At 70.3% G+C, this 23,588-nt stretch carries 17 protein-coding genes; 10 read left to right on the forward strand and 7 right to left on the reverse strand.

Annotated features, from left to right (window positions below; all coding sequences use genetic code 11):
- Positions 1 to 7: 7 nt before the first annotated feature.
- Entirely contained in the window at positions 8 to 1,414 is a 1,407-nt protein-coding gene (locus GTY96_RS16080; RefSeq protein ID WP_143904018.1) for an NAD(P)/FAD-dependent oxidoreductase, read from the reverse strand.
- Positions 1,415 to 1,529: 115 nt separating this feature from the next.
- Complete coding sequence (locus GTY96_RS16085; protein WP_143904020.1) at positions 1,530 to 2,303, reverse strand: rhomboid family intramembrane serine protease; 774 nt, start codon at positions 2,301 to 2,303, stop codon at positions 1,530 to 1,532.
- Positions 2,304 to 2,517: 214 nt separating this feature from the next.
- Here GTY96_RS16085 and GTY96_RS16090 point away from each other — a divergent pair, with 214 nt between their 5' ends.
- On the forward strand, positions 2,518 to 3,042 hold the full coding sequence (locus GTY96_RS16090) for a hypothetical protein (RefSeq protein WP_143904022.1): 525 nt from the start codon (positions 2,518 to 2,520) through the stop codon (positions 3,040 to 3,042).
- Positions 3,043 to 3,082: 40 nt separating this feature from the next.
- On the opposite strand, the gene rnz is transcribed toward GTY96_RS16090, so the two are convergent.
- Positions 3,083 to 4,006: a ribonuclease Z gene (gene rnz / locus GTY96_RS16095; protein ID WP_161665180.1), complete on the reverse strand. Its 924-nt coding sequence runs from the start codon at positions 4,004 to 4,006 to the stop codon at positions 3,083 to 3,085.
- A gap of 125 nt (positions 4,007 to 4,131) precedes the next feature.
- Between rnz and GTY96_RS16100 the strand changes: the two genes are divergently transcribed.
- The 4 genes from GTY96_RS16100 to GTY96_RS16115 all read left to right on the forward strand — a co-directional run bounded on the left by GTY96_RS16100 (position 4,132) and on the right by GTY96_RS16115 (position 9,937).
- Positions 4,132 to 4,833 (forward strand): DUF2293 domain-containing protein, encoded by a 702-nt coding sequence (locus GTY96_RS16100; protein ID WP_161665181.1) that lies wholly within the window; start codon positions 4,132 to 4,134, stop codon positions 4,831 to 4,833.
- Positions 4,834 to 4,891: 58 nt separating this feature from the next.
- Positions 4,892 to 5,650 carry a TetR/AcrR family transcriptional regulator gene (locus GTY96_RS16105; RefSeq protein WP_143904028.1) on the forward strand — a complete coding sequence of 253 codons (759 nt, stop codon included), beginning with the start codon at positions 4,892 to 4,894 and terminating at the stop codon, positions 5,648 to 5,650.
- Positions 5,647 to 6,753: an efflux RND transporter periplasmic adaptor subunit gene (locus tag GTY96_RS16110; protein ID WP_143904030.1), complete on the forward strand. Its 1,107-nt coding sequence runs from the start codon at positions 5,647 to 5,649 to the stop codon at positions 6,751 to 6,753. The genes GTY96_RS16105 and GTY96_RS16110 overlap by 4 nt, the downstream gene beginning before the upstream one ends.
- Positions 6,754 to 6,817: 64 nt before the next feature.
- Positions 6,818 to 9,937 carry an efflux RND transporter permease subunit gene (locus GTY96_RS16115; protein ID WP_161665182.1) on the forward strand — a complete coding sequence of 1,040 codons (3,120 nt, stop codon included), beginning with the start codon at positions 6,818 to 6,820 and terminating at the stop codon, positions 9,935 to 9,937.
- Positions 9,938 to 10,188: 251 nt separating this feature from the next.
- Here the strand turns inward: GTY96_RS16115 and GTY96_RS16120 are convergent, their stop codons facing one another.
- Both GTY96_RS16120 and GTY96_RS16125 read right to left on the reverse strand, forming a co-directional pair.
- Complete coding sequence (locus GTY96_RS16120) at positions 10,189 to 10,545, reverse strand: hypothetical protein (RefSeq protein WP_235685634.1); 357 nt, start codon at positions 10,543 to 10,545, stop codon at positions 10,189 to 10,191.
- Positions 10,546 to 10,803: 258 nt separating this feature from the next.
- Positions 10,804 to 11,007 carry a cold-shock protein gene (locus tag GTY96_RS16125; RefSeq protein WP_120537647.1) on the reverse strand — a complete coding sequence of 68 codons (204 nt, stop codon included), beginning with the start codon at positions 11,005 to 11,007 and terminating at the stop codon, positions 10,804 to 10,806.
- Positions 11,008 to 11,286: 279 nt separating this feature from the next.
- Between GTY96_RS16125 and GTY96_RS16130 the strand changes: the two genes are divergently transcribed.
- Positions 11,287 to 11,835: a hypothetical protein gene (locus tag GTY96_RS16130; protein ID WP_143904036.1), complete on the forward strand. Its 549-nt coding sequence runs from the start codon at positions 11,287 to 11,289 to the stop codon at positions 11,833 to 11,835.
- 94 nt (positions 11,836 to 11,929) lie between these two features.
- On the opposite strand, the gene GTY96_RS16135 is transcribed toward GTY96_RS16130, so the two are convergent.
- Positions 11,930 to 14,437 (reverse strand): sodium-translocating pyrophosphatase, encoded by a 2,508-nt coding sequence (locus GTY96_RS16135; protein ID WP_143904038.1) that lies wholly within the window; start codon positions 14,435 to 14,437, stop codon positions 11,930 to 11,932.
- 250 nt (positions 14,438 to 14,687) lie between these two features.
- Entirely contained in the window at positions 14,688 to 16,097 is a 1,410-nt protein-coding gene (locus GTY96_RS16140) for a hypothetical protein (RefSeq protein ID WP_328700905.1), read from the reverse strand.
- A 586-nt stretch (positions 16,098 to 16,683) separates the two neighbouring features.
- Here GTY96_RS16140 and GTY96_RS16145 point away from each other — a divergent pair.
- The 4 genes from GTY96_RS16145 to GTY96_RS16160 all read left to right on the forward strand — a co-directional run bounded on the left by GTY96_RS16145 (position 16,684) and on the right by GTY96_RS16160 (position 23,578).
- The gene (locus tag GTY96_RS16145; RefSeq protein ID WP_161665183.1) at positions 16,684 to 17,673 is read left to right on the forward strand and encodes a type 2 periplasmic-binding domain-containing protein; all 990 of its coding nucleotides are present in this window, start codon (positions 16,684 to 16,686) and stop codon (positions 17,671 to 17,673) included.
- A gap of 119 nt (positions 17,674 to 17,792) precedes the next feature.
- On the forward strand, positions 17,793 to 18,833 hold the full coding sequence (locus GTY96_RS16150; protein ID WP_143904042.1) for a Vgb family protein: 1,041 nt from the start codon (positions 17,793 to 17,795) through the stop codon (positions 18,831 to 18,833).
- Between the two features lie 196 nt (positions 18,834 to 19,029).
- Positions 19,030 to 21,759, forward strand: coding sequence for a hypothetical protein (locus tag GTY96_RS16155; protein ID WP_255442424.1), 2,730 nt, complete (start codon positions 19,030 to 19,032; stop codon positions 21,757 to 21,759).
- A gap of 49 nt (positions 21,760 to 21,808) precedes the next feature.
- The gene (locus GTY96_RS16160) at positions 21,809 to 23,578 is read left to right on the forward strand and encodes a DUF4397 domain-containing protein (protein ID WP_161665184.1); all 1,770 of its coding nucleotides are present in this window, start codon (positions 21,809 to 21,811) and stop codon (positions 23,576 to 23,578) included.
- The last annotated feature ends 10 nt before the right edge of the window (positions 23,579 to 23,588 follow it).

Raw genomic sequence — 23,588 nt, forward strand, 5'->3', positions numbered from 1 at the left:
GCGGGCCTCAGTGCTGGGGCCGGGGGTGGAGCGCCTGCACCTGACGCGCCTGTCCCCGGCTGGGCAGGGGCCCGGCGGGGAGCGTGAGCTGATCCAGCTCCCGGGGGCCAATCAACTGCACCACGTCCTTGCGGAAGAACAGGTCCAGCGTCCAGCCCATCGCCACGCGGAGCTTCGTCTCCAGCTTCGGCAGCTTCGCCAGGTAGATGGTGCGCCAGAGGAACCACGCGAAGGTGCCGGAGAACTTCAGCCCCAGGATGCGCGCCACGCCCGCGCGCTGGCCAATGGCCGCCAGCTGCCCCAGCATCTTGTAGCGGAACACCTTGCCCGGCTGGCCCTTCAGCGCCGCGCACACGTTGAGCGCCGCCTGCTTGCCCTGGCGCATCGCGTGCTGCGCGGTGGGCGGACAGGGCTTGCCGCCCTGGGTGAGGTCCGGGACCGACGCGCAGTCGCCCAGCGCCCACACGCCCGGGAAGCCGGGCACCTCCATGCGCTCGTTCACCTTGAGGCGGCCGTGCACCTTCTCGCAGGGCAGCTTCTTCAGGAGGGAGGGCGGCGTGACGCCCGCGACCCACACCACCGTCTTCGTGGGCACCACGGAGCCATCCGGGAGCAGCACGCCCGTCTCCGTCACGTCCTCCACGCGAGTGCCCGTGCGCACCTCCACGCCATGCTCGATGAGCTTCTTGCGCGTGTACGCGCCCAGGTCCTGGCCCAGCTCCGGCAGCACCTCCTCGCCGCCGTGCACCAGCATCACGCGCACGTTGGCGTGCTGGATGTTCGGGTAGAAGGGCAGGGCGCCATGGACGAAGTCGTTGATGGCCCCCGCCGTCTCCACGCCCGCGAACCCGCCGCCCACCACCACGAAGGTGACGATGGCGTTGCGCTGCCCCGCCGTCACGCAGTCCGCGTCCGCCTCCTCCAGCCGGTCGATGAGGGAGTTGCGCAGGAGCATCGCGTCGCCCAGCGTCTTCATGGTCAGCGAGTGCTCGCGCGGGCCCTGCCTGCCGAAGTAGTTCGTCTCCGAACCCATGGCCAGCACCACGTAGTCGTACGGCACCGCGTGGCTGTGGCCGTCCAGTCCGCCGTGCGCCACCAGGGCCTGCTTCGCCTCCAGGTCCAGCCCGGTGACGTCGCCCTCCACGAACGACAGGCGCGGCAGCAGCTTGCGCAGGGAAATGACGATGGCGCTCGCGTTCAGGTCGCTCGCCGCCACCTCATGGAGCATGGGCGTGAAGAGGAAGTAGTTGTCGCGGCTGACCAGCGTCACCTCCACGTCGTCGCGCCCGCCCAGCCGCCGCTCCAGGTGCAGCGCCGCGTACATCCCCGCGAAGCCCCCGCCCAGGATGAGCACCCGCTTGCGCCGGGCCGGCGTCTCGACGCACATGCCTTCCGGCTGGTTGTCCGCCCCCATGCCCGCCTCCTCACGATGCGAAGAACATCACCCACCAATCTCGGGGCGCTCCGTCGCATCGGCACCTGTCACCAGCGGGGGCCCGCCTCCCCGGCCGCCGGGCGGGCCAGGGACATCAGGGGTGGTTCGGGTGCAGCCGGTGCCGCCACGTCGTGCGCTGGGACGTGTAGCGCGGGTTCTCGAACAGCTTGATGAGCACCATGCCCGCCACGAAGCCGCCGATGTGCGCCCACACCGCGACGCCGCCGGACACGTCCGGCCGGAGCGTCATCAGCTGCGGCAGGCCGGTGATGAGCTGGAGCACGAACCACCACAGCAGCACGCCCCACGCCGGGATGGGGATGACGCGGATGAAGAGGAAGAGGATGAAGAGCATGTTCACCCGCACGCGCGGGTAGAGCACCAGGTACGCGCCCAGCACCCCCGCGATGGCCCCCGACGCGCCCACCGTGGGCACCGGCGACGTGGGGTCCACCGCCACGTGCGCCGCCGCCGCCACCAGCCCGCACACCAGGTAGAAGACGAGGAAGCGCAGCCGCCCCATGCTGTCCTCGATGTTGTTGCCGAAGACCCAGAAGAACAGCACGTTGCCCAGCAGGTGCCCCCAGCTGCCGTGCAGGAACATGGACGTGAGCGGCGTGACGCGGTTGAGGGCGTCGTGGTCCACGACGCAGGCGAGCCCGTCTCCCAGCGGCACCGCCTGGCCCAGCGGCGCGCGTCCCGTGAGCTCCCCCGGCACCAGCCCCAGCTCGCAGATGCTGGTGGCCAGCGTCACCACGTTCAGGCCCGCCCCCTGGAAGAACACCCAGGTGAGGCCCAGGGCCGCCAGCAGCAGGTACGTCATCACCGGGGTGCGCAGGGTCGGGTTGTCGTCGCTGATGGGAATCATGGCTGCCCGCCAGCATGGCCCCGCCGCCGCGCCCGCCGCCACCTCCCGTGCGCGGATGTGCGACGTCTCACGCATCACCGGAGCGTGGCGGGGCTCCTAGGAAATGAAGGTTGCCTGTTGGAGGCAATCCCTTTCACGGACCGTCCGGGACTTGGCTTCAAGGCCGCCCCGGGTGATGTTCCGCAATCGCCTTCCCTTTCATGGAGTCTGGAGCATGAATTCCTTGAAGTCGTCGTCCCGCATCCCGGCGTTGCTCGTGGTGTCCGTCCTCGCCCTGGCCTTCACCGGCTGCGCAGCGCGCCGGCAGCAGGCGTACCTGGAGGACAAGGCCATGACGCACGTCTACCGCAAGCCCATCGCGGAGGTGTGGCCGGAGGCCCTCGCCGTGCTCAAGGAGAAGGGGTTCTCCATGATGAAGGGCCAGGAGGGCTACGAGGGGACGACGGAGTGGCTCATGACGAGCGCGCCGTCCTCCCTGGGCACGTCCTACGCGCGCTACCACGTGCGCGGCACCGAGCGTGGCCCTGGCCAGTGCTCCGTGGAGTTCCGCCGCCAGGACCGCACCGAGTCCCGCGGCGCGGACAACACCGACGGCCGCCCCCAGCAGCAGGGCGAGTCCGTGGTCGGCGCCGGCAACTCCCAGATGAGGCGTGACTCGGAGCTGGAGTGGCAGCTGCTCCAGAAGGTGGACCCCGCCGCCGCCTCCTCCCTCCAGGCCGAGGCGAAGAAGATCGAGTAGCCCCCCCACGCCCACCGGCCGCCCGCTGCGCGAGGCAAGCTCAGTCGCGCAGCGGCAGCTCCACGGTGAGGCCGTCGAAGGCCACTTCCACCGGCCCCTTGAACGCCTCGCGCGCCTGCGTGAGCAGCCGGCCGGGGTCGGTGTCGTGGCGGCTGGACAGGTGGGTGAGGATGAGCCGCTTCGCCCCCGCGGCCTGCGCCACCTGTCCCGCCTCCCGCGCCGTGGAGTGCCGCGTCTCCAGCGCGCGCGCCTGCTCGTCGTCGGAGAAGGTGGACTCGTGCACCAGCAGGTCCGCGTCCTTCGCCGCCAGCGTCAGCGCGGGGCAGGGCCGCGTGTCGCCGGAAATCACCAGCCGCCGCCCGGCCCGTGACTCACCCAGCACGTCCTCCGGCTTCACCACGCGCCCGTCCGGCAGCGTCACCGGCTCGCCCTTCTGGAGCTTCCCGAAGGCCGGCCCCTCCGGCACGCCCAGCTCCCGCGCCTTCTCCAGGTGGAAGCGCCCCGGACGCCCGTCCTCCACCAGCACGTAGCCCAGCGCGTGGATGCGGTGGTCCACGCCCACCGCGTGCACGGAGTAGCCACCCCGGCGCACCACGTCCCCGTCCTTCAATTCATGGATTTCCACCGGGAAGGCCGTCGACTCCAGCCCCAGGTGCACGGCCTGGTGGAGCAGCCGGCGCGCGGGGGGCGGCCCATACAGGTGCATGGGGGCCGTCCGGCCCATCATCCCCAGCGTGCGCAGGAACCCGATGATTCCCAGGTAGTGGTCGGCGTGGAAGTGCGTGAAGAAGGCCGCGTCCACGGTGAAGCCCGTGCCGAAGCGCACCATCTGGCGCTGACTGCCTTCGCCACAGTCGAACAGGAGCAGATCCGCGTCCGCCTTCACCGCCAGGCCGGAGAGCCCTCGATGCAGCGTGGGCTGCGCGGCGGAGGTGCCGAGGAAGGTGAGCCTGAGAAGGGACATGCCGGCGCTTCCCACGAAGAAAGGGGCCTCCTCGCGCGCGCTCCGTTGCGTCGGGCGCGCACCCGGGGGCATTTACCAGGGTGTGAAGGGGCGTGCTATGCAGCCGGCCCTTTCGGACACCCGACATGCCTGATTCCTTGACGGTCGGCCCCACGGCCGACCCCCGCCGCGTGCGCGCCCAGGACGGCCGCCTCCTCTCCGTTCCCGAGGGCTGGGCCCTCCTCCCCCCTGGCGACGCCGGCCTGACCCGCCGCGTGAAGGCCGCCGGCCCCTCCTGGACCGTGGTGGAGAAGGTGGGCCGCAAGCTCTTCTCCCGGGGCGTCTGGGCGCCAGCGGCCCACATCGCCCACGCCCGCGCCGCCCTGGAGGGGGAGCGCGCCACCCCCGCCTACGCGAAGAAGCTGGCCCAGGGCCGTGAGCGCCGCGCCCGGGAGCAGGAGGTCTACGAGGTCGACTTCGCCAACGCCGTGCTGCGCTTCCTCGCCTTCAGCCCCGCGTGGCTCCCCCACGCCAAGCGCCTGGCCGTCCTCGTCGCCGGCCACGCCACCCCCGTGGGCAGCGGCACCGTGGCCCGCACGGAGCGCATCCCCATTGAACGGCGCGCCGAGGCCGCCGTCATCGCCTGGATGCGCCACCAGACCACCGGCTATGACGACATGCGCATCCAGCGCGTGAAGGGCGCCCGCCGCGAGGTGCGCCGGGAGCTGGCGGAGGTCTCCCGCGCCATCCTGGACCTCCACCGCCGGGACACCCCCCACGCACCTCCCGCGTGTCCGCTCTGCTCCGCCCTCCTGCGCCCCGCGCCGACACGCCCCTCGGATTCCTGACCCGGCGTTCAGGAATGGTTGTTTTATTTCTGACCCGCGGGTTAGGAATGCGTCCGCCATGCCCCGCCCCGCCGACCCCAAAGCCCGAAGCGCGCTCATCGCGGCCGCGCGGACGGAGTTCGCGCGGCGGGGGGTGAAGGGCGCGCGCATCAGCGACATCACCGCCGCCAGCGGCCTGTCCAAGGGCGCCTTCTATTTGCACTTCCCCTCCAAGGAGGCCCTCTTCGCGGCGCTGGTGGAGGACTTCGTGCAGGAGCTGGAGCGGCTGAGCCTCCAGCGCGTCGCGAGCATGGACTGCTTCCGCGCGGAGCACGGCCAGCCGGGCCCCGCGGACTTCGCCACGCGTTCGGAGCGCTACTGCCACTTCCTCCACATGGAGGCCTCGCTCGACGTGGAGATGCTGGAGTTCATGTGGGACCGGCGCGAGCTGGTCACCACGCTCATCGTCGGCAGCCAGGGCACCCCTTTTGAATCCGTGATGTGGGACGTGGTGGACCGCGAGGTCGACCGCATCGCCCGGGAGTTCCACCAGCTGCGCGGCCAGCACCCGGACACCCCGGACGTGGACCCCAGCCTCTTCGGCTCCTTCGTCGTGGGCACGTACCTGCTGCTGGCCCGGCGCATGGGGCGGCTGACGCACAAGCCGGACCTGGCCTCCTGGGCCGTGGGCATCCAGCGCCTGATGCACGAAGGCACGCTGCCCCGCGAAGCCCTGCCCCGGTCCGCGTCCGTCGCCCGCACGCCTTCCCCGCCTTCCACGCGCCGGCGCCACGCCCGCGCGGCCAACCCGCACCGTCCGCCAAGGAAACGCCCGTGAAACCCTCCACGAAGCCCTCCGCCTCCCGTGCACTCGCCGCCGTGGGCATGGCCGCCGCGCTCGCGCTCACCGGCTGCGACAAGGCGAACGCGTCCGCTCCGCCCGCCACCCCGGCCGCCGCGCCGGACAAGCCGGTGCCCGCGGTGAAGGTCGTCGCCGCCCGCGGCGTGCAGGCCTCCCAGTCGGAGGAGGTCACCGGCACGCTGTACCCCGCCCAGGGCCTCCAGGTCGGCTTCGAGGTCGGCGGCCGGCTGGAGACGGTGCGCGCCCAGAAGGGGCAGACGGTGAAGAAGGGCGACGTGCTCGCCCAGCTCAACGCCGAAATCGTGGACGCGCAGGTGGCCGGCGCGGAGGCCGCCGTCGCCGCCGCGGAGGCCGCCGCCTCCATGGCGAAGGACGCGGCCGACCGCACCGAACAGCTGAGCGCGGGCGGGGGCGTCAGCGAGCAGCAGCACAAGAACGCCGTCGCCGCCGCCGCGCAGGCGCAGGCGCAGGTGCTGGCCACCAAGGCGCAGCTGGCCCAGGTGCGCGCGTCGCGCCGCCGGCATGACCTGAAGGCGCCCTTCTCGGGGACCCTCATCGAAGCGCCGGACCAGACGGGCGCCACGGTGGGGCCGGGCTCGCCGCTCTTCACCCTGGAGCAGCTGGACACGCTCACCTTCCGCACCACCGTGGCGGAGTCCGCCCGGGCGCTGCTCAAGCCGGGCGTGAAGGTGCGCGTGGCGGCGCTGGGCAACGGCGCCTCCACCGACGAGGCGGTGGTGCGCACCATCCTGCCCTCCGCGGACCCCACCACCCGCCGCATCCCGGTGGAGCTCACCGTGCCCAACGCGGACGGCCGCTTCGTGGCCCACACGCTGGCGCGCGCGGTGCTGAAGCTGGGCGAGGCGCGGGACGCGCAGCTGTTGCCCACGACGGCGCTGTCCTCCTCCAACGGGGACCATGTCCTCATCGTCAGCGACGGCGCGCTCCAGCGCGTGGACGTGCAGGTCCTGGAGCGCCGCGACCGCGAGGTGGTGGTGCGCGCCGCGTCCGCCCTCTTGCAGGTGGTGGACTTCCCCACGCCTTCCCTGTCGCCCGGCACCCGCGTCTCCGTGAAGTAGACGTCGCCGTCAAGGCACCCCTTTTCGCCACGGCCTCCCCGGCGCGGCGTGCGTGAGTCCTTCCATGATTCTCAGTGACGTTTCCATCCGACGGCCGGTGTTCACGGCCATGGTGTCCCTGCTGCTCATCGTGCTGGGCGTGATGGGCCTCAAGCGCCTGGGCACCGACCTCTACCCGGACGTCAGCTTCCCCGTGGTGGTGGTCAACACCCTCTACAAGGGCGCGGGCCCGGGCGAAATCGAGACCCAGGTCATCAAGCCCCTGGAGGACGCGGTCGCCGGCATCAGCGGCGTGGATAAAATCCACTCCTTCAGCCGTGAGAACGTGGGCACCGTGGTGGTGTCCTTCACGCTGGGCACCGCCCTGGACACCGCGGTCCAGGACGTGCGCGACAAGGTGGGGCAGGCCGTCAACAAGCTGCCCACCGACGCGGAGGCCCCCATCGTCAGCCGCGTGGACCTGTCCGCCGCGCCCATCCTCACCTACGCCATCTCCGCGGACATGAAGTCCCAGGCGCTGCGCAAGCTGCTGGATGACCGCATCAAGCCCGCGCTCGCGCAGCTGGCCGGCGTGGCGGAGGTGCGCATCACCGGCGGCGACACGCGCGAGGTCCAGGTGGACATCGACCTGGACAAGGCCCGCGCGGTGGGCATCACGCCCTCGCAGGTGGCCCAGCGCATCGGCTCGGAGAATTTGAACCTGCCCGCGGGCCGCCTCCAGCTGGGGCCCAATGAGCTCACCGTGCGCGCCATGGGCGAGTTCACCAACGTGGACGACCTGCGCCAGCTGCCCATCGCCCGCAGCAGCACGGGCGCCCAGGTGCGCCTGGAGGAGATCGCCACCGTGACGGACGGCGTCGCCGAGCGCCGCACCACCGCGCGCCTCAACGCCCGCGACGCCGTGGTGCTGGAACTGGTGAAGCAGCCGGGCTCCAACACGGTCAGCGTCAGCGACGCGGTGAAGAAGACGCTCGCGCAGATGGGCCCGGTGGTGGGGCAGGGCTTCCAGGCCACGCTCCTCATCGACCAGTCGGACCTCATCCGCGCCAACACCCACGAGGTGTGGGTCGCCCTCATCTTCGGCGGCCTGATGGCGGTGCTCATCATCCTGATGTTCCTGCTGGATCCGCGCGGCACCTTCATCTCCGCGCTGGCGCTGCCCACCTCCGTCGTGGGCACGTTCTTCGTGATGTACGTGCTGGGCTATTCGCTCAACCAGATGACGCTCCTGTCGCTGTCGCTGGCCATCGGCCTGCTCATCGACGACGCGGTGGTGGTGCGTGAGGCCATCACCCACCGGCTGGAGCAGGGCGAGGACCCGATGAGCGCCGCGTCCAACGGCACCCGGGACGTGGGTCTGGCGGTGCTCGCCACCACGCTGTCCCTGGTGGCGGTGTTCATCCCGGTGGCCTTCATGCCCGGCATCGTGGGCCAGTTCTTCAAGCAGTTCGGCATCACCATCTCCGTGGCGGTGCTCATCTCGCTGTTCATCTCCTTCACCCTGGACCCCATGCTGTCCGCGCGCTTCGCCAAGGCGCGCAAGCCGGGCGAGGAGCACCAGGAGGCCGCCGTCTTCCGCGCGCTGCGCCGCTTCCTGGAGGCCACGGAGGCCGTCTATTCGCGCATCCTGGGCTGGGTGCTGCGCCACAAGTGGGCGACGGCGGGCCTCACCCTGCTGGCGCTGGTGCTGTCCTTCGGCGCCGCCAGCCGCCTGGGCGTGGAGTTCATGAGCGCGGAGGACCGCTCGCAGCTCATCGTCGAATTGCAGCTGCCGGACTCCGCCAACCTCGCGCAGACGACGGAGCGCGCCGCGGAGGCGGAGACGCTGCTCAAGCAGATTCCGGAGGTCACCGACATCTACACCACCGTCGGCCCCAACGGAGACGTCTACAAGGCGCGCCTGCGCGTGCTCACGGTGGCCAAGGACAAGCGCAAGAAGACGATTGGCGTCCTCAAGGAGGAGGCCCGCGCGCTGCTCGTGCCCAACCTGGTCTCCACCGCCATCACCCTGTCGGACCCGCCGTCCATCGAAGGCCTGGGCGACTGGTTCCCCATCATGGTCCGCGTGGTGGGCCCGGACCTGAAGCGCGTCAACGAGGAGGCCGAGCGCATCGCCGGCATCCTGCGCACCCTGGGCACCTCCGACGTGCGCGTGGACTCCAACCCGGCCAAGCCGGAGCTCCAGATTCAAATCGACCGCGCGCGCGCCGCGGACATGGACCTGTCCGCGGGGGCGCTCGCCCTGCAGCTGCGGCTCGCCATCGACGGTGACGTGTCCGCCAAGCTGCGGGAAGGCACCGACGAGACGGACATCCGCGTGCGCCTGCGCGAAGCGGACCGCGCCACCCCGGAGCGCGTGCGCCAGCTGATGGTGGCCACGCCGCGCGGGCTGCACCAGGTGACGGACGTGGCGGACGTGGCCCTGAAGGACGGCCCCAGCGTCATCGAGCACGAGAACCGCGAGCGTCAGGTGGCCGTCGTGTCCCAGCTGGCCAAGGGCGCCGCGCTGGGGGACGTGGCCACCAGGCTCAAGGCCGCCATCGCCCAGAAGCCGCTGCCCCCGGGCTACGCCATCGTCTACGACGGCCAGATGAAGAGCCTGGACGAGCAGAACGACGCGTTCGGCATCGCGTTCGGTCTGGCGTTCGTCTTCATCTACATGGTGCTCGCCAGCCAGTTCGAGTCCTTCAAGCACCCGTTCACCATCATGGTGTCGCTGCCGCTGGCGCTGGTGGGCGCGCTCCTGGGCCTGGTCGTCACGAACTACCACGTCAGCATGGGCGCGATGATTGGCGTCATCCTGCTGATGGGGCTCGTCACCAAGAACGCCATCCTCCTCATCGACGGCGCCCTCCAGCACCTGCGCGAGGGCGACTCCGTGGACGAGGCCCTGCTCAAGGCCGGCCCCCGCCGCCTGCGCCCCATCCTCATGACGAGCGCCGCGATGGCCATCGGCATGGTGCCCACCGCCGTGGGCACGGGCACCGGCTCCGAGTTCCGCGCCCCCATGGCCATCTCCGTCATCGGCGGCGTCATCACCTCCACCTTCCTCACCCTGCTGGTGGTGCCGGTGGTGTTCGCGGCCATGGAGAAGCTGACCTTCCGCCGCAAGAAGCCCCGCGCGCCGGACACGGTCGCGGCGCCGCCCGCGGACGCGCCCGCCGCGCACGGCCGCGCGGCCTGACGCGGAGGGCCCGGTGACGGGCGCCACGGTTCACTCGGGGCGCGAGGGCATACAGCCTTCGCGCCCTTCTTCATGCCCGGGCAATCGCAAACACAAAGACACGGATGACGGAGCCGTCACCCGTGTCTTGGATGCTTGGAGCCTTGAATCCAGGGGATGGAGAAACAACCCCGGGGGTCGCCTTCCGCGGGGCAGCCGGCTCCGGGCCATGCCGGAGACGGGGCGCGCGCGGGGGCCCTCCCGGGGGGACTTCAGCGGCCGGCGGCCGCGTGGGTCTCGCCGTTGAGCAGGCGCACGCGCGCCTTGGCGAGCTGGTTCTGCGCTTCCTCCAGCGACACACAGTCCACCGTGATGTCGTCGTTGGGGGATGCTTCCGACGCCACCCGGGCCGTCTGCAGCCGCGCGATGGTGGAGTCCGACACGTGCGCGCACATCACGCAGCCATTCTTGCGCCCGTGGTTGATGACCTCGGAGAACAGGTTCGCGGATTCCGGCTCCAGCGGGCGCAGGCCCCGCATGTCCGCCAGGACCAGGTGCCGCCCCCCGCCGTAGCTGTCCGTGGCCTTCTTGTAGACGGCCACGTACTCCTTCATTTCATTCGGTCGCATGAAGCCGCTCATGCGCGCGGTGATCGTTCGACGGCTGACATCGTTGGTGACTTCGAACATGGTGCGCCCTCCCTCGCGGAACAAAGACTAACAGACGTCTTTCGGACTTTCACCAGCCCCCCCTTGATTCCTTGGACGGTGGAAGGTTTGAAAGGAATTGCGCGTTTTTCCTTCTCGGTGGGTTGTAAAAATGAAGAAGCCCGGCCTCGCGTGAGCGAGACCGGGCTTCCGGACCCCGGGGTGACCCGGGAGGGTGGATCAAGCCGCCCGGACGTTCTGGGCCTGCAGGCCCTTGGGGCCGCGCGTCACCTCGAACTCCACCTTCTGGCCTTCGGCCAGGGTGCGGAAGCCGTCCATGTTGATGGCGCTGTGGTGGCAGAACACGTCCTCACCACCACCGTCCTGCGTGATGAAGCCAAAGCCCTTCGCATCGTTGAACCACTTCACCGTTCCAGTAGCCATGAATCGTCTTCTCTTTGTTGGGTGGGGCGCGGCACCCACCGCCCGGGGGCGGTCGGTCCTCTCGAAATGTGAGGACCTGAGTGCGAACACCAGTCTGCCCCCGGGGGCGGGGTAGGTGGAAGCCCCCCTGCCCACCTGTCAACAGTTCGCCGGGTAGTCAGCAGGCCTACCCTTGGATGGCGCGGGCGGGCGTGCAGGGGCCGGCGCTCGGGTCCCAGGGCGTGGCTACCGTTGGCTCCAAGGGTCCCGCCCCCACGACGGCGGGAGAGGAGCCATGTCATGTACGAGGTCCGAGCCCCGGAGCCAGTGCTGCCCCCCGTCCCCCCGCGCCCGGAGCGCGCCGCCCACCGCGAGTGGCGCCGGCTGGTGGACCACAGCGCCGCGGCGGGCATCCTGTCGCGGCCGCTGTTCGGCCGGCTGCCGCTGCGCCGCTGGGGGGCGCCGGACGTGCACTCGGTGATGGACTACGTGAACGGCGCCGCGATGGTGGCGGTGGGCCGGCTCTCCGGCGACCGCGCGGCGAAGCGGGCCGGCCAGGTCCTGGGCGGGGCGCTGGTGGGCGTGTCGCTGCTCACGGACTTCCGGCTGAGCCTGACGAAGCTCATCCCCATCGAAGCGCATGAGCTGGTGGACTACGCCTACGGCCTGGGCGCGGTGCTGGCGCCCTTCGTGTTCGGGTACGCGCGGCGCGCGCCCCTGGCGGCCGGGCTGCACGTGCTCCTGGGCGTGAAGACGCTGACGGTGGCGCTGCTCACCGACTACCGCTGCCAGACGGGCATGCACCTGGGCGGGGAGCTGGCCACGGACCCCGAGGGCATCGGGGGCTGAGCCGCGGTCCCATGAAGAAGCGGCGGGGCGCCTGGGGCACCCCGCCGCTCGGGTTCCTCCCGCCTTCCCTCGCGTCAGGGACGGGCGGGGGCCCTCAGGCCGTCTTCACCTGCGCCGCGGCCTTGGGCTCGCTGGCGCCGGCGCTCTCGATGCGCATGCCGTAGAAGCTGCGGTAGACGAACACCATCGACAGGACGAAGAACACCGCGGAGAAGACGCGCAGCAGGGTGCCCTGGCCCGCGGCCTCCAGCTCCACGGACAGCTCCACCGCGAGCAGGCCGAACAGCGTGGTGAACTTGATGACCGGATTCAGGGCCACCGACGAGGTGTCCTTGAACGGGTCGCCCACCGTGTCGCCCACGACCGTGGCGGCGTGCAGCTCCGTGCCCTTGGCCTTCAGCTCCGTCTCCACCAGCTTCTTCGCGTTGTCCCAGGCGCCGCCGGCGTTGGCCATGAAGAGGGCCTGGTACAGACCGAAGATGGCGATGGAGATGAGGTAGCCCACGAAGAAGTAGGCCTCGAAGCAGGCGAAGGCGAGGGTGCTGAAGAAGACGCCCAGGAAGATGTTGATCATCCCCTTCTGCGCGTACTGGGTGCAGATCTCCACCACCTTCTTGGAGTCGGACACGCTGGCCTTCTCCACGCCCTCCAGCTTGATGTTCGCCTTGATGAACTCCACCGCGCGGTACGCGCCCGTGGACACCGCCTGCATGGACGCGCCGGAGAACCAGTAGATGATGGCGCCGCCGGTGATGAGGCCCAGGAGGAAGGGGGCGTGCAGCAGGGACAGGTTCTGCGCGCTGGCCGTGTTGAGCACCTGCTGGCCCGCGGCGTTGGTGGTGATGCCCACCAGCAGCACGATGATGGAGAAGATCATCGTCGTGGCGCCCACGACCGCCGTGCCAATGAGCACCGGCTTCGCGGTGGCCTTGAACGTGTTGCCCGCGCCGTCGTTCTCCTCCAGGTACTCCTTGCCCTTGTCGAAGTCCGGGGTGAAGCCGAAGTCCTTCTTCACCTCCTCCTTCACGTTGGGGACGTTCTCGATGAGGGACAGCTCGTACACGCTCTGGGCGTTGTCCGTCACCGGGCCGTACGAGTCCACCGCGATGGTGACCGGGCCCATGCCCAGGAAGCCGAAGGCCACCAGGCCAAAGGAGAACACCGCCGGGGCAATCATCAGCGTGCCCACGCCCAGGGTGCTGAACCAGTAGGCCGCGCCCATCAGGCCCGCGATGATGAGCCCCATCCAGTAGGCGGAGAAGTTGCCCGCGACCAGGCCGGAGATGACGTTGAGCGACGCGCCACCCTCGCGGCTGGCCGTGACGACCTCGCGAACGTGGCGGCTCTCCGTGGAGGTGAAGGCCTTGATGGCCTCCGGGATGATGGCGCCGGCCAGGGTGCCGCAGGTGATGATGGCGGACAGCTTCACCCAAAGGCTGTCATCCCCGCCGATGTTCGGGATGAGCAGGTAGCTCACCAGGAACGTCAGGCCCACGGACACGAGCGACGTCAGCCACACCAGCGCGGTGAGCGGCGACTCGAAGTTCATGTGGTCCGCCGCCTTGTAGCGGGCGCCCTGGACGGCGTTGTTGATCCAATAGGACACCAGCGAGGCCACCACCATCACGATGCGCATCATGAAGATCCACACCAGCAGCTGGACCCGGTACTCGCCGCCCACCGCGAGCAGGATGAACGTGATGAGCGCCACGCCGGTGACGCCGTAGGTCTCGAAGCCGTCCGCGGAGGGGCCCACGCTGTCGCCCGCGTTGTCACCGGTGCAGTCCGCGATGACGCCGGGGTTGCGCGCGTCGTCTTCCTTGATCTTGAAGACGATCTTCATCAGGTCGGAGCCGATGTCCGCGATCTTCGTGAAGATGCCGCCCGCGATGCGCAGCACGGACGCGCCCAGCGACTCACCGATGGCGAAGCCGATGAAGCACGCCCCCGCGAAGTCCGCCGGCACGAACAGGAGGATGAACAGCATCAGCATCAGCTCCGTGCTGATGAGCACCATGCCAATGGACATGCCCGCCTGCAGCGGGATGGCGTACGTGGGGTAGGGCTTGCCGCGCAGCGACGCGAACGCGGTGCGGCTGTTGGCGAAGGTGTTCACCCGGATGCCGAACCAGGCCACGCCGCAGCTGCCGGCGATGCCCACCAGGCTGGCGAAGAGGATGATGAGCACCCGGCCCACTTCCATGTGCCTCAGGAAGCCGAAGTAGCCCACCATCACCACGGCGATGAGCGCCCAGAGGACGCCAATGAACTTCAACTGCGTCATCAGGTACGTCTTGCACGTCTCGTAGATGAGCTCGGAGATCTCCAGCATGGCCCGGTGCACGGGCATCTTCTGGAGGCTCGCGTACTGCAGGAAGCCGAAGATGAGGCCAAAGACGCAGACCGCGATGCCGGACATCAGCAACTGCTGTCCGTTGAGGCCGCCGACGAAGGTGACGGAGCTGAAGTCGGGGAGGACCAGGTCCGCCTCGCTCGCGCTCGCGGTGGTGCCTGCCAGCAGCGCCAGGAGCCCGAGGGCTCGCGCCGCCGGTCCGGTGACACTCTTCCGAAGAGTGTCCAGCCGTGGAACGGTGGGTGTCATGGGGTGCAACCTCTCACAGTGACTCAAGGGAGTGATGTCGAGGGGTTGGCCGCCTGCGACCGAGCACTTCCGAGCGCAGACGCTTCAGCGCAGCCTCGCCCTTCAAGGCAAGACATGCCCTTGAAGGCAGCTTGCATTGAATCACGCTCCAAAGTTGGAAGTCGAATCCCGCAAAGACTTGCCGCACCCCGTCAACCAGGGGAAAGGTGCAAATGCTGACGCAACCCTCCAAGGAGGGTGGCGGGATGTGTCAGGGATTCAACCGGAGGACGAAGCCGTCCTGCAGGCGCGGGGCGGGGCCGCCGTCCGAAGCGGGCCGGTCGAGGCCTCCCGCGAGCAGCACCCCACCGGAAGAATCCACGCTCACGGTCCGGGCGTTGGCCTGGGTGCCGGGGCTGGCAAAGCCTCGCACCCACAGGGACGTGCCCTCGTCTGGGAGCAGTTTGGCGACATACAACCCGGGAGGCAGGTCCCCGCCGCCCAGGGCATGGCCGCCGTCGTGGGCGCCGGCCACCGTCACCTGGCCCGCCTCGTCGGTGGCGACCATGGGCGCGCTGGTGGGGAAGGTGCGGGCCCAGCGCTGAGCGCCGTGGGCGTCGTAGGCCAGCAGGAAGCCGTCGCGGGAGTCCGCCTGGTGGAAGGTGTCCTGGAAGTAGAGCCGCCCGCTGAAGCCGCCGCCCACGAAGACGCGGTCCGGCCCCACCGCCACGGACACCGCGGTGCCGTCCGTGCCGCGCACGTCGTGGCTCCAGAGGTGGTCGCCGTCGCGGTCCAGCTTCACCACGAAGGGCGTGTGCTGGCGCACGGTGAGGAAGGTGGCGTCGCCGAAGGACACGGCCCCCGCGTAGCCGCCCACCACCTGCACGTCGCCGAAGACATCCACCGCCACGGCGCGCGCGGAGACCTCGCCTTCGCCCACGGGCAGCCACACGCGGCTCCAGCGCTGTTCGCCCTGCGGGCCCACGCGCAGCGCGAAGCCCGCGTGCCTCGCCCCCGGGGCTGTCTTCAGCCCCTCTCCAAAGTCCCGCGTGCCGGAGAAGTCTCCCACCAGCACCGCGCCGCCATCCGGAGCGGCCGCGACGGCGTTCACCGCCACGGGGCCCTCACCGGGCAGCGAGCGCACCCAGTCCAGCGCGCCCGCGCCGTCCAGGCGGGCCAGGAAGGGGCCCGCCGGCAGCGTGGCGCCGCCACGGGTGAAGCCCGCGGACAGGCCCGACAGGAAGAGGTGGTCCGTGGCGTCCACGGCCACGCCGCCCACGCGAGCGCGCGCCGGGCCCCGAGGCGTCCAGCCCTGGGCCCACTTCAGCGCGCCGTGCGGCGAATAGCGCGCCACCAGCAGGTGGGGCGCGGCGACGCCGCGGTCGAAGGGCAGGGGCCCCGCCCCCAGGTCGATGGGCTCCTGATAGGTGGCGGCCACGAGGACGTCCCCGTTGGAGGTCATCACCGCGTGCGGAGCCTGAGGGTCCCCCACCCTCAAGGTCCGCGACCACACGTGGGCCTCCACGCCCTCCCGCGCCACCTGTCCCCCCACCTCGCCGAGCACCGGGATGCGCGGTGACGCGGTTCGGGCCTCCTCGCACCCCACGAGGAAGAACCACCCCACGCACACCGCCATCCGAAACCACGCCACCGCCGCCACCCCGTCCCGGTCTCGAGCCACCAACCCCGACTCCCCCGCCCTTCGAACCGCGCCCCGGCCCTAGTGCAAGCGCGCGGCCAACGTGTCCCGGCAAAGGTGGCCCCTCCGGAACCCGAAAGAACACCGCCCCTGGGGCGGGGGAGACTGTCGTCCTTCCTGAAAAAACTTCCTCGGCCCAAGGCGGCCGGGATGAAAAAACACCCAGACGTCCCGGCCGCCGGGATGACTGCGTGAAAGTCATCACTCCGGCCCAGGCGCCCTGGCGGCGCGCGAGCGCTCGTGCCTTCGCGGAGGCGGTGATGCGCTTTCGTGACAAGGCTGCTCGCGCAATCCCGTTGCGAGAATGTCAGGGATTGCCCTGGAACAATCCACTCGCGCGGTGTGACCTGACCAACGCGGAAAGTTGACGCGTTTGAGGCAGCTGGCTGTCTGCCATTGGGGCATCTTGCCTTTCGTCGAATCCGGGACGCGCCGGGTTCGGCGGCTTCACCGCCATCGCCACGTCTTCGTGACCGCGTGACGCGGCAGGGCCGGAGTCCGCCCGGGAGCGCCCGGGCGTCGTTCCAGGGCTGTTCAACCTGCATCAAGCACCAACCAGGAGCTGTCCATGAAGATGACGACGTGGGTGATGTCCGCCGCGGTGGTGGCGATGTCCGTGGTGGGTTGCGGTGGCGCGACCGATGGCGCGGTGGTGGAGGGGCCGGCGTCGGCGGCGCAGGCGCTGGGGCCGAACCGTGAGTTCTACGGGTCTGACACGTTGAAGGACGCGATCATCGCGGCCAGCCTCGCCTCCAGCGCCAACCTGAACGTGCAGGGCAAGGGCTCCGGCGTGGGCGAGGGCTGTCTGCGGGACGGGTCGACGGGCTTCTGCACCGCGCAGCAGCAGGCGCTGGCCCCCATGTCGCGTGACTTCAAGGCGCCCTGCCGCACGGGCGAGCGCAGCAACATCATCGCGCTGGACGCGGTGAACGCGTTCGTGAACTCCGCCAACCCGCTGACCGACATCTCCCTGACGGACCTGCGCAAGGTTTTCTTCGCCACGGACTCCGCGGGCGCCCCCGTCAGCGGTTCCTGCACCAGCACCCTCACCAAGTACCGCCGCGACGACCTGTCCGGCACGACGGACACCTTCAAGACGCTGGTGGGCGGCGGCACCTTCTGCTCCGACGTCGTGGTCATCTCCGACGGCACGCTGCCGGCCGCCTGCGCGGGTGAGACCAGCGCCACCAAGTGCATTGGCAAGCTGACCGCGACGGACGCCAACGCCATTGGCTACTCCGGCGACTCCGCGGGCCGCACGGGCAACCGCGCGCTCACCGTGAACGGCATCGCCCCGTCCACGACCAACGTGCGCAAGTTCCTCACGGACAAGGCCAATGCCTACCCGCTGTCCCGCGCCCTGTTCCTGAACGAGAGCACCACCAACGCCCGCTCGAGCAACGAGCGCATCCTCTACGCCTGGGCCTACAGCGCCGCCAACAAGCAGGCCTTCGAGAACATCCTGGTCAACCAGGGCTTCATCGCCTGCGACCCCACGGGCCCCCTGAAGTGCGGCGGCGCGAACAACGACGGCAAGGGCGCGGGCCTCTGCCAGTAGTCCGCCGCTGATTGCCACGCAGGACGCGGCACCGGGCTGGGAGGGGGAACCCTCCTGGCCCGTCGTGCCGTGGGCTGTCCGCCGTTCACCCCCCCGCTGTCCCTGGAGAACCCGAAGCCATGCGTTCCATCGCCACGCTGCTCGTCGCATCCTCGTTCCTCGCCAGCGCGCCCGCGCTCGCCGAAGCCCCCTCCTTGAGCGCGTCCTCCCTGGGCCCGTCCTGGGTCTGCCGTCAGCCCCGTGGCCCCGTGGGAACGCAGCGGGAGATCGCGCTCGCCCCGGGCTCGGAGCCGCTGGGCATCACCGTGGGGCCTGACCTGAAGGTCTGGTTCACCCTGGCCGGGGGCAACAGCATCGGCCGGGCGACCCGCGAGGGCCAGGTGACCCTCTTCGCGCTGCCCACGCCCGCCGCCTCGCCCCAGAACCTCACGCCCGCGCTGGATGGCAACGTCTGGTTCACCGAGTTGAGCGTGGACCGGATTGGCCGCATCACGCCCCAGGGCGTGGTGACCGAGTTCCCCCTGCCGGAGCGGGGCGCGTCCCCGTTTGGAATCACCGCGGGCCTGGACGGCAACGTGTGGTTCACCGAGGTGACGGGCAATCGCATTGGCCGCATCACGCCCGCGGGCGTGGTGACCGAGTACGCCATCCCCACCCTGGCCTCCCAGCCGCGAGGCATTGCCACGGGCGTGGACGGGAACGTCTGGTTCACCGAACTGGCCGGCAACAAGATTGGCGTCATCTCCTCCAAGGGCGTCCTGCGCGAGTTCAGCGTGCCCACGCCGAACAGCGGCCCCTCCGCCATCACCGCGGGCCTGGACGGCGCCATGTGGTTCACCGAACAGTTCGCCAACAAGGTGGGCCGCATCACGCCCCAGGGCGTGGTGACCGAGTACGCCATCCCGACCGCCGACAGCGGGCCCGCCGCCCTCACCGTGGGCGCCGACGGCAACGTCTGGTTCGTCGAGCAGTTCGGCAACAAGCTGGGCCGCATCACCCCCGCCGGCGACATCACCGAGTTCGACCTCGTGACGCCTGAGGGTCTGCCTTCTGGCATCTCCTTCGGTCCGGCTGGATTCTTGTGCCTGGACGGCAATGTCTGGTTCACCGAGCGCTTCGGAGACCGGATTGGCAGACTCCAGGTCGTCGCGACGCCGTGAGGCGAAGCCTCTGTCACGGAATGTCTGTGCTTCCGTGACGTAAGGTGTTGCGGGGAGTTGTCAAAGAAAGACATGCCCTGGGCGGTAGGGTGCCAATCCATTCCCAGGCGCCTGCCGTCGTGTCTTGTCAGACAGGCCCTGGTCGCCGCCATCGATGAACGGGGTCCAGCACATGAGGATGACACGCCGGGGGGCCGTGCCAGGCTCTCCTTGGGGAGGGCTGCTGCTGGCCGTGCTGTTCGCGGCGGGGTGTTCGGAGTCCCCGACCCCGCCGCCTCCGCCCTCTCCGCCCCCGGTGGTGACGTGCCAGCCGGCGCGCTCGGGGGAGCGCATCCCGATGCGCGCCGGGGCGCCCGCGGTGACCTTCACGGAGACCTTCGATGGGCTGAAGGCCCGGGTGGACGCGCAGTGCTCCCAGTGTCACGCGCCACCGAATGCCGTGGGCGGCTTCCAGTATGGCCCCGACCTGGAGGGTTTGAAGAAGGATGGGGCGCGGCTGGCGCTGAAGGCCTCGCAGGGTGAGATGCCGCCGCTGGCCACGCCGGAGCAGACGAAGAAGGCGGTGGAGCTGGCGTGCGTGCTCCAGTCCTGGCTGGGGCAGGGCGCTCCGGCGGGGACGTTCCCGGTGCGCTGCGAGTCCCAGGCCCCGGGCGGCGTCGCCGTGTCCGCCAGCGTGGCGGAGGCGATGACCGACCTGGGCAACTGCATCCCGGACGTGGCGGCGACGGAGCGGCTGGGCAGCGACCCGGACAAGGACGCGGTCTTCGCCGCGCTCACGAAGCTGCCGCCCCTGCTGTCGGACACGGACACGGACATCTCGACCTTCGACGCGGAGAAGCTGGCGGCACGCGGCACCTTCGCCTTCGCGCCCACCTACCCGCTCTTCTCCGACTCCGCGAAGAAGCTGCGCCAGGTGCATGTGCCGGCGGGCCAGTCCATCCGCTACGATGTCCAGACGCGCGCGTTCCACATCCCGCCCAATACCCGCTTCTACAAGACGTTCTTCAAGGCGGTCGCGGGCAAGGACGGCGACGTGCGCTATCAGCGCATCGAAACGCGGCTCATCGTCGTGCGCGAGCCCTGGAACCAGTCGCTCTTCGGTACCTACCTCTGGAACTCCGAGGGCACCGTCGCCGAACTGCACGACCTGCGCTACCGGAACGGGGAGTCATTCTCCGACCGCGTCGTCGTCTACACGGAGAACGAGGTCACGGGGAAGACGCGCAACTACGCCATCCCCGGGGCGCACCGGTGCGTGAACTGCCACTCGGGCTCCGAGGGCCAGAACTTCGTGCTCGGCTTCACGCCGCTGCAGCTCAACCGCCGCGCCCCGGGGGAGGCGGGCGTGGACCCGAACGCGAGAATCCAGGAGGACGAACTGGGGCAGGTGGAGCGGCTGGTGCGCGCGGGCGTCATCACGGGGCTGCCGGCCTCCGGGTCGCGCCAGGAATTGGCGGACCTGCTTCCCAAGCTGGAAGTGATTGCCCGGCAAGCGGTGCCCTCGGGCCAGCCGGCGCCGGGCCGGGAGGTCCTGGAGCTCCAGGGGTACTTCGTCGGCAACTGCGCGCAGTGCCACAACCCGAATGGGTTCGCCGTGCAGAGCAACCCGGCCATCGCCTCGCTGGACTTCTCCGCGCGGGGCATCCTGTTCGGCTGGAATCCGTGTGGGGTGAAGGAGAGCAATGGGCTGCGCAGCTACGCCGTCTGTGATGCTGGCACCCAGTCCGACTTCTTCCTGAAGGACCTGCTGCTCAAGACGCCCGGCAGCACGCTCTACCAGCGCGTCGCGCGCGACACGGATGCCCGCGTCATCCACATGCCCGCCAACGTCCCTGGCCTGGACTGCCGCGCCGCGCTGCTGATGGCGCGCTACCTGGCATCGTTGGAATGGAAGGGCGAGGCGGGCCTGCCGGCGGAGCAGCAGGCGGCGATGAAGCAGGAGCGCCTGCGTCAGGCGGCGCTGGCCGTGAGCTCTTCGTGCGCGAACCCCACCGACGTGCGGTGGATCACCGAGGACTTCACGGACAAGGTGCCCTACGAGCCCCGGAACACGGGCTGGAAGGAGGCCATCGGGAAGCCCCCCTACGAGCACCTGATCCGCTACCCCATCACCGCCGAACACGAGGCGCTGGCACGCGAGCCCTTCCCCACGAACTGGTGGGTGGGCAAGACGGGCTGCGCCTTTCCGACCCGGTCCGCCCCGGACCCCATCGAACCCTGGATGCTGGATTCGCTGGGGCGCCCCCGCAACAGCTGGGGGCGACTGTATGAGTCCACGCCGGGCGCCACCACGTTCCAGGGCATCTGCGCCAACTGCCACGGGCGCGCGGGCGACGGTCAGAGCGGCGCGGCCAAGACGCTGGTCGCCCTCAACGGCGCGCGGGTGGCCAACCTCACCGCGGGGCTCTTCGGCACGACGGACGGCCGCCCTCACCTGGCGCCTTTCGAACAGGCGTACGGCCCGCATGGCGGCGCGCGCTACCTGCTCTGGATGGCGAGCGGCGGCACGACGGTCCACTTCACGGAGGAGTTCATGCAGGCCTGGGTGAAATACGGCGAGGTCGACATCGACTTCTCCGCGGACACGCGGGACTGGGCGTCGTGGGGGGCGAACATGTTGGGCGCGGCGCGCGGCGCCTGCGACCTCATCCGGCTGGGGAAGTTCGGCACCGCCACGCCGCCCAGCGCGAACATCACCGCCCTGGGCGGGACGCGGATGTGGACCCGGGTCTGCACCGTGGACAACCCGCTGACGGACGGCATCCGTGACGGCTCGGACACGGCGGGGCTCCAGGAGTGGCTGCGCCACGCGGAGTTCAACGTCGGCGTGATGGCCTACTTCTTCCTCAGGGACTCGCTGTCGAAGAACCCGCCTGGGTGGATCTATCCGCTGCGGACCGAGTGCGAGAAGCGCGCCGCGCCCTGAGCCCACCCATGACCCCGCAGCACCTGCTCCCGGAGGGAGAGACCGCGTGATGAAAAACCGCTTGAGGGCGTTCCTGTTGTGGGCTGGCCTGGGCTTGCTGCCCGTGCTGGCCGGCTGCGATGCAGAGGAGTGCAAGGACGCGTTCGACTGCCGCGACCAAGGGACGGCCCCCGCAGGACAGGCATGGACGTGCCAGGAGTCCCTATGCGTCGCCGTCACGCTGGTCCCCGCGAAGGACGCGGGCACGAACGCGGACGCGGGCGTGGATGGTGGCCCGGGCGTGGATGCGGGTGCGGACGGGGGCGTGGATGCGGGTGTGGACGGGGGCGTGGATGCGGGTGCGGACGCGGGGCCCGTCGCCTATGTCCGCTTCGTCAACTCGCTCTACGAGGGCAACTTCGACGATGCGAACACGCCGTGGGACGCCGCCCGGTACCGGATGGAGGTCCACTCCAGCGCGGCCTCCCAGCCGCTGTTCACCGGCGTGGAGCCGGGAGCGGCGGGCGCGAAGGCGTTCATCGCGGTCACGCCGGGCGCGAAGCTCACCTTCACCCTCCGCCGCACGGGCGCCGCTCCTTCGCAGCCCGCCGTGGCGACGAGCGCGGAGGTGTCACTGGCGGAAGGCGGTCGGCTGACGCTGCTGGCGATGGGTGGAGTGGCCAGCCAGGGCACCTCCGAGGTCAACGCGCCGAAGCTGCTCGTGCTGGATGACTCCGCCTTCGGTGCCGTGCCTCCGGGCGAGGTGCGGGTGCGGCACGTGACCGCGGATCAGGTCATCGCGGACTTCTTCCCCCGCTTCCTGAAGACCGACTCGGGCGACGAGCTTCCGGAGGTCACGCCCTTCACCGCGGATCCCGAGGTGAAGGGGCGCGTCATCCCGGAGGCGACGACTCGCCTGCTGGTGCGTGGCAGCATCGACACGCCGGAGCCTTCGCAGAGCGGGGAGCTGGGCTACACGCTGCCGGCCGGCGCGCTGGTGAAGGGGCAGGCCTACTACGTCCTGTCCTCCGGCGACGACCGGCGCGCCATGGACGACCCGGGCGCGTCCACCCTGTGGCTGATTCCCGCGGGGAAGGACGGCGCGGTGCGCATGAAGCGGGACCCGCTCCTGTACTTCTTCCACGCGCTCGACTCCGGCGCCCCGCTGAAGGCGCTCAGCCAGGGCGTGCCCGTGGCGGCGGACTTCCGCTACGGCTCCGACCCGAAGCCGGGCGACCTCCCCGCCAGCGCGGCGGGCCACACGCTGTCGTTCGTCCTGCAGTCGGATGGCGCCACGTCCGTGCTGGGCGGCGTCCAGACGGGCCCGCTGGAGGCGGGGCGCCGCTACCTCGTCGTGGTGTCGGGGCAGGCGGGAGGGACCGGGGCCCTGGCCCCGCGGGCCTTCGTCGTGCCGGACACCTTCCCGTCGGAGGCGCAGGACGCGCGCGTGCGGTTCGTGAATGCCTGCGCGGCCTCGCCCGCGACGGGCGCCAGCCTGGGCTACTTCGACGTCGCTCCGGATGGCTCCAGCCGGGGCACCACCTTCACGCCCGTCATCCAGGACGTGGCCTACGGCACGGCCGGTGGCGCCACGGGGGGCGTGGCCTTCCCCGCGCCCACGGGCACCGACGTGACGGGCTCCTATTTCTATTACGCCGTCCGGGGCACCGTGAGCGGCGCTCCCACGAACCGCTCCGTGCAGGGGCTGCCCATCGTCCGGCCCCACCTGTTCCTGCTGATGGGGAACTGGGACAGCGGCCCCACGTTCCGCGCCTTCAACCTGCGCTCCAACACCTGGAGCGTCCTGACGCCGCGAGGTGACGACGTCTTCCGTCCGTAGCCGCCCCCGA

This window comes from Corallococcus silvisoli, from assembly GCF_009909145.1.
Classification (GTDB): domain Bacteria; phylum Myxococcota; class Myxococcia; order Myxococcales; family Myxococcaceae; genus Corallococcus; species Corallococcus silvisoli.

Excerpts from the sequence above, each read along its gene's own strand:
- GTY96_RS16080 (WP_143904018.1), bottom strand. The coding sequence starts at position 1,414 with ATGGGGGCGGACAACCAGCCGGAAGGCATGTGCGTCGAGACGCCGGCC.
- GTY96_RS16085 (WP_143904020.1), bottom strand. The coding sequence starts at position 2,303 with ATGATTCCCATCAGCGACGACAACCCGACCCTGCGCACCCCGGTGATG.
- GTY96_RS16090 (WP_143904022.1), top strand. The coding sequence starts at position 2,518 with ATGAATTCCTTGAAGTCGTCGTCCCGCATCCCGGCGTTGCTCGTGGTG.
- rnz (WP_161665180.1), bottom strand. The coding sequence starts at position 4,006 with ATGTCCCTTCTCAGGCTCACCTTCCTCGGCACCTCCGCCGCGCAGCCC.
- GTY96_RS16100 (WP_161665181.1), top strand. The coding sequence starts at position 4,132 with ATGCCTGATTCCTTGACGGTCGGCCCCACGGCCGACCCCCGCCGCGTG.
- GTY96_RS16105 (WP_143904028.1), top strand. The coding sequence starts at position 4,892 with ATGCCCCGCCCCGCCGACCCCAAAGCCCGAAGCGCGCTCATCGCGGCC.
- GTY96_RS16115 (WP_161665182.1), top strand. The coding sequence starts at position 6,818 with ATGATTCTCAGTGACGTTTCCATCCGACGGCCGGTGTTCACGGCCATG.
- GTY96_RS16120 (WP_235685634.1), bottom strand. The coding sequence starts at position 10,545 with ATGCGACCGAATGAAATGAAGGAGTACGTGGCCGTCTACAAGAAGGCC.
- GTY96_RS16125 (WP_120537647.1), bottom strand. The coding sequence starts at position 11,007 with ATGGCTACTGGAACGGTGAAGTGGTTCAACGATGCGAAGGGCTTTGGC.
- GTY96_RS16130 (WP_143904036.1), top strand. The coding sequence starts at position 11,287 with ATGTACGAGGTCCGAGCCCCGGAGCCAGTGCTGCCCCCCGTCCCCCCG.
- GTY96_RS16135 (WP_143904038.1), bottom strand. The coding sequence starts at position 14,437 with ATGACACCCACCGTTCCACGGCTGGACACTCTTCGGAAGAGTGTCACC.
- GTY96_RS16145 (WP_161665183.1), top strand. The coding sequence starts at position 16,684 with ATGAAGATGACGACGTGGGTGATGTCCGCCGCGGTGGTGGCGATGTCC.
- GTY96_RS16150 (WP_143904042.1), top strand. The coding sequence starts at position 17,793 with ATGCGTTCCATCGCCACGCTGCTCGTCGCATCCTCGTTCCTCGCCAGC.
- GTY96_RS16160 (WP_161665184.1), top strand. The coding sequence starts at position 21,809 with ATGAAAAACCGCTTGAGGGCGTTCCTGTTGTGGGCTGGCCTGGGCTTG.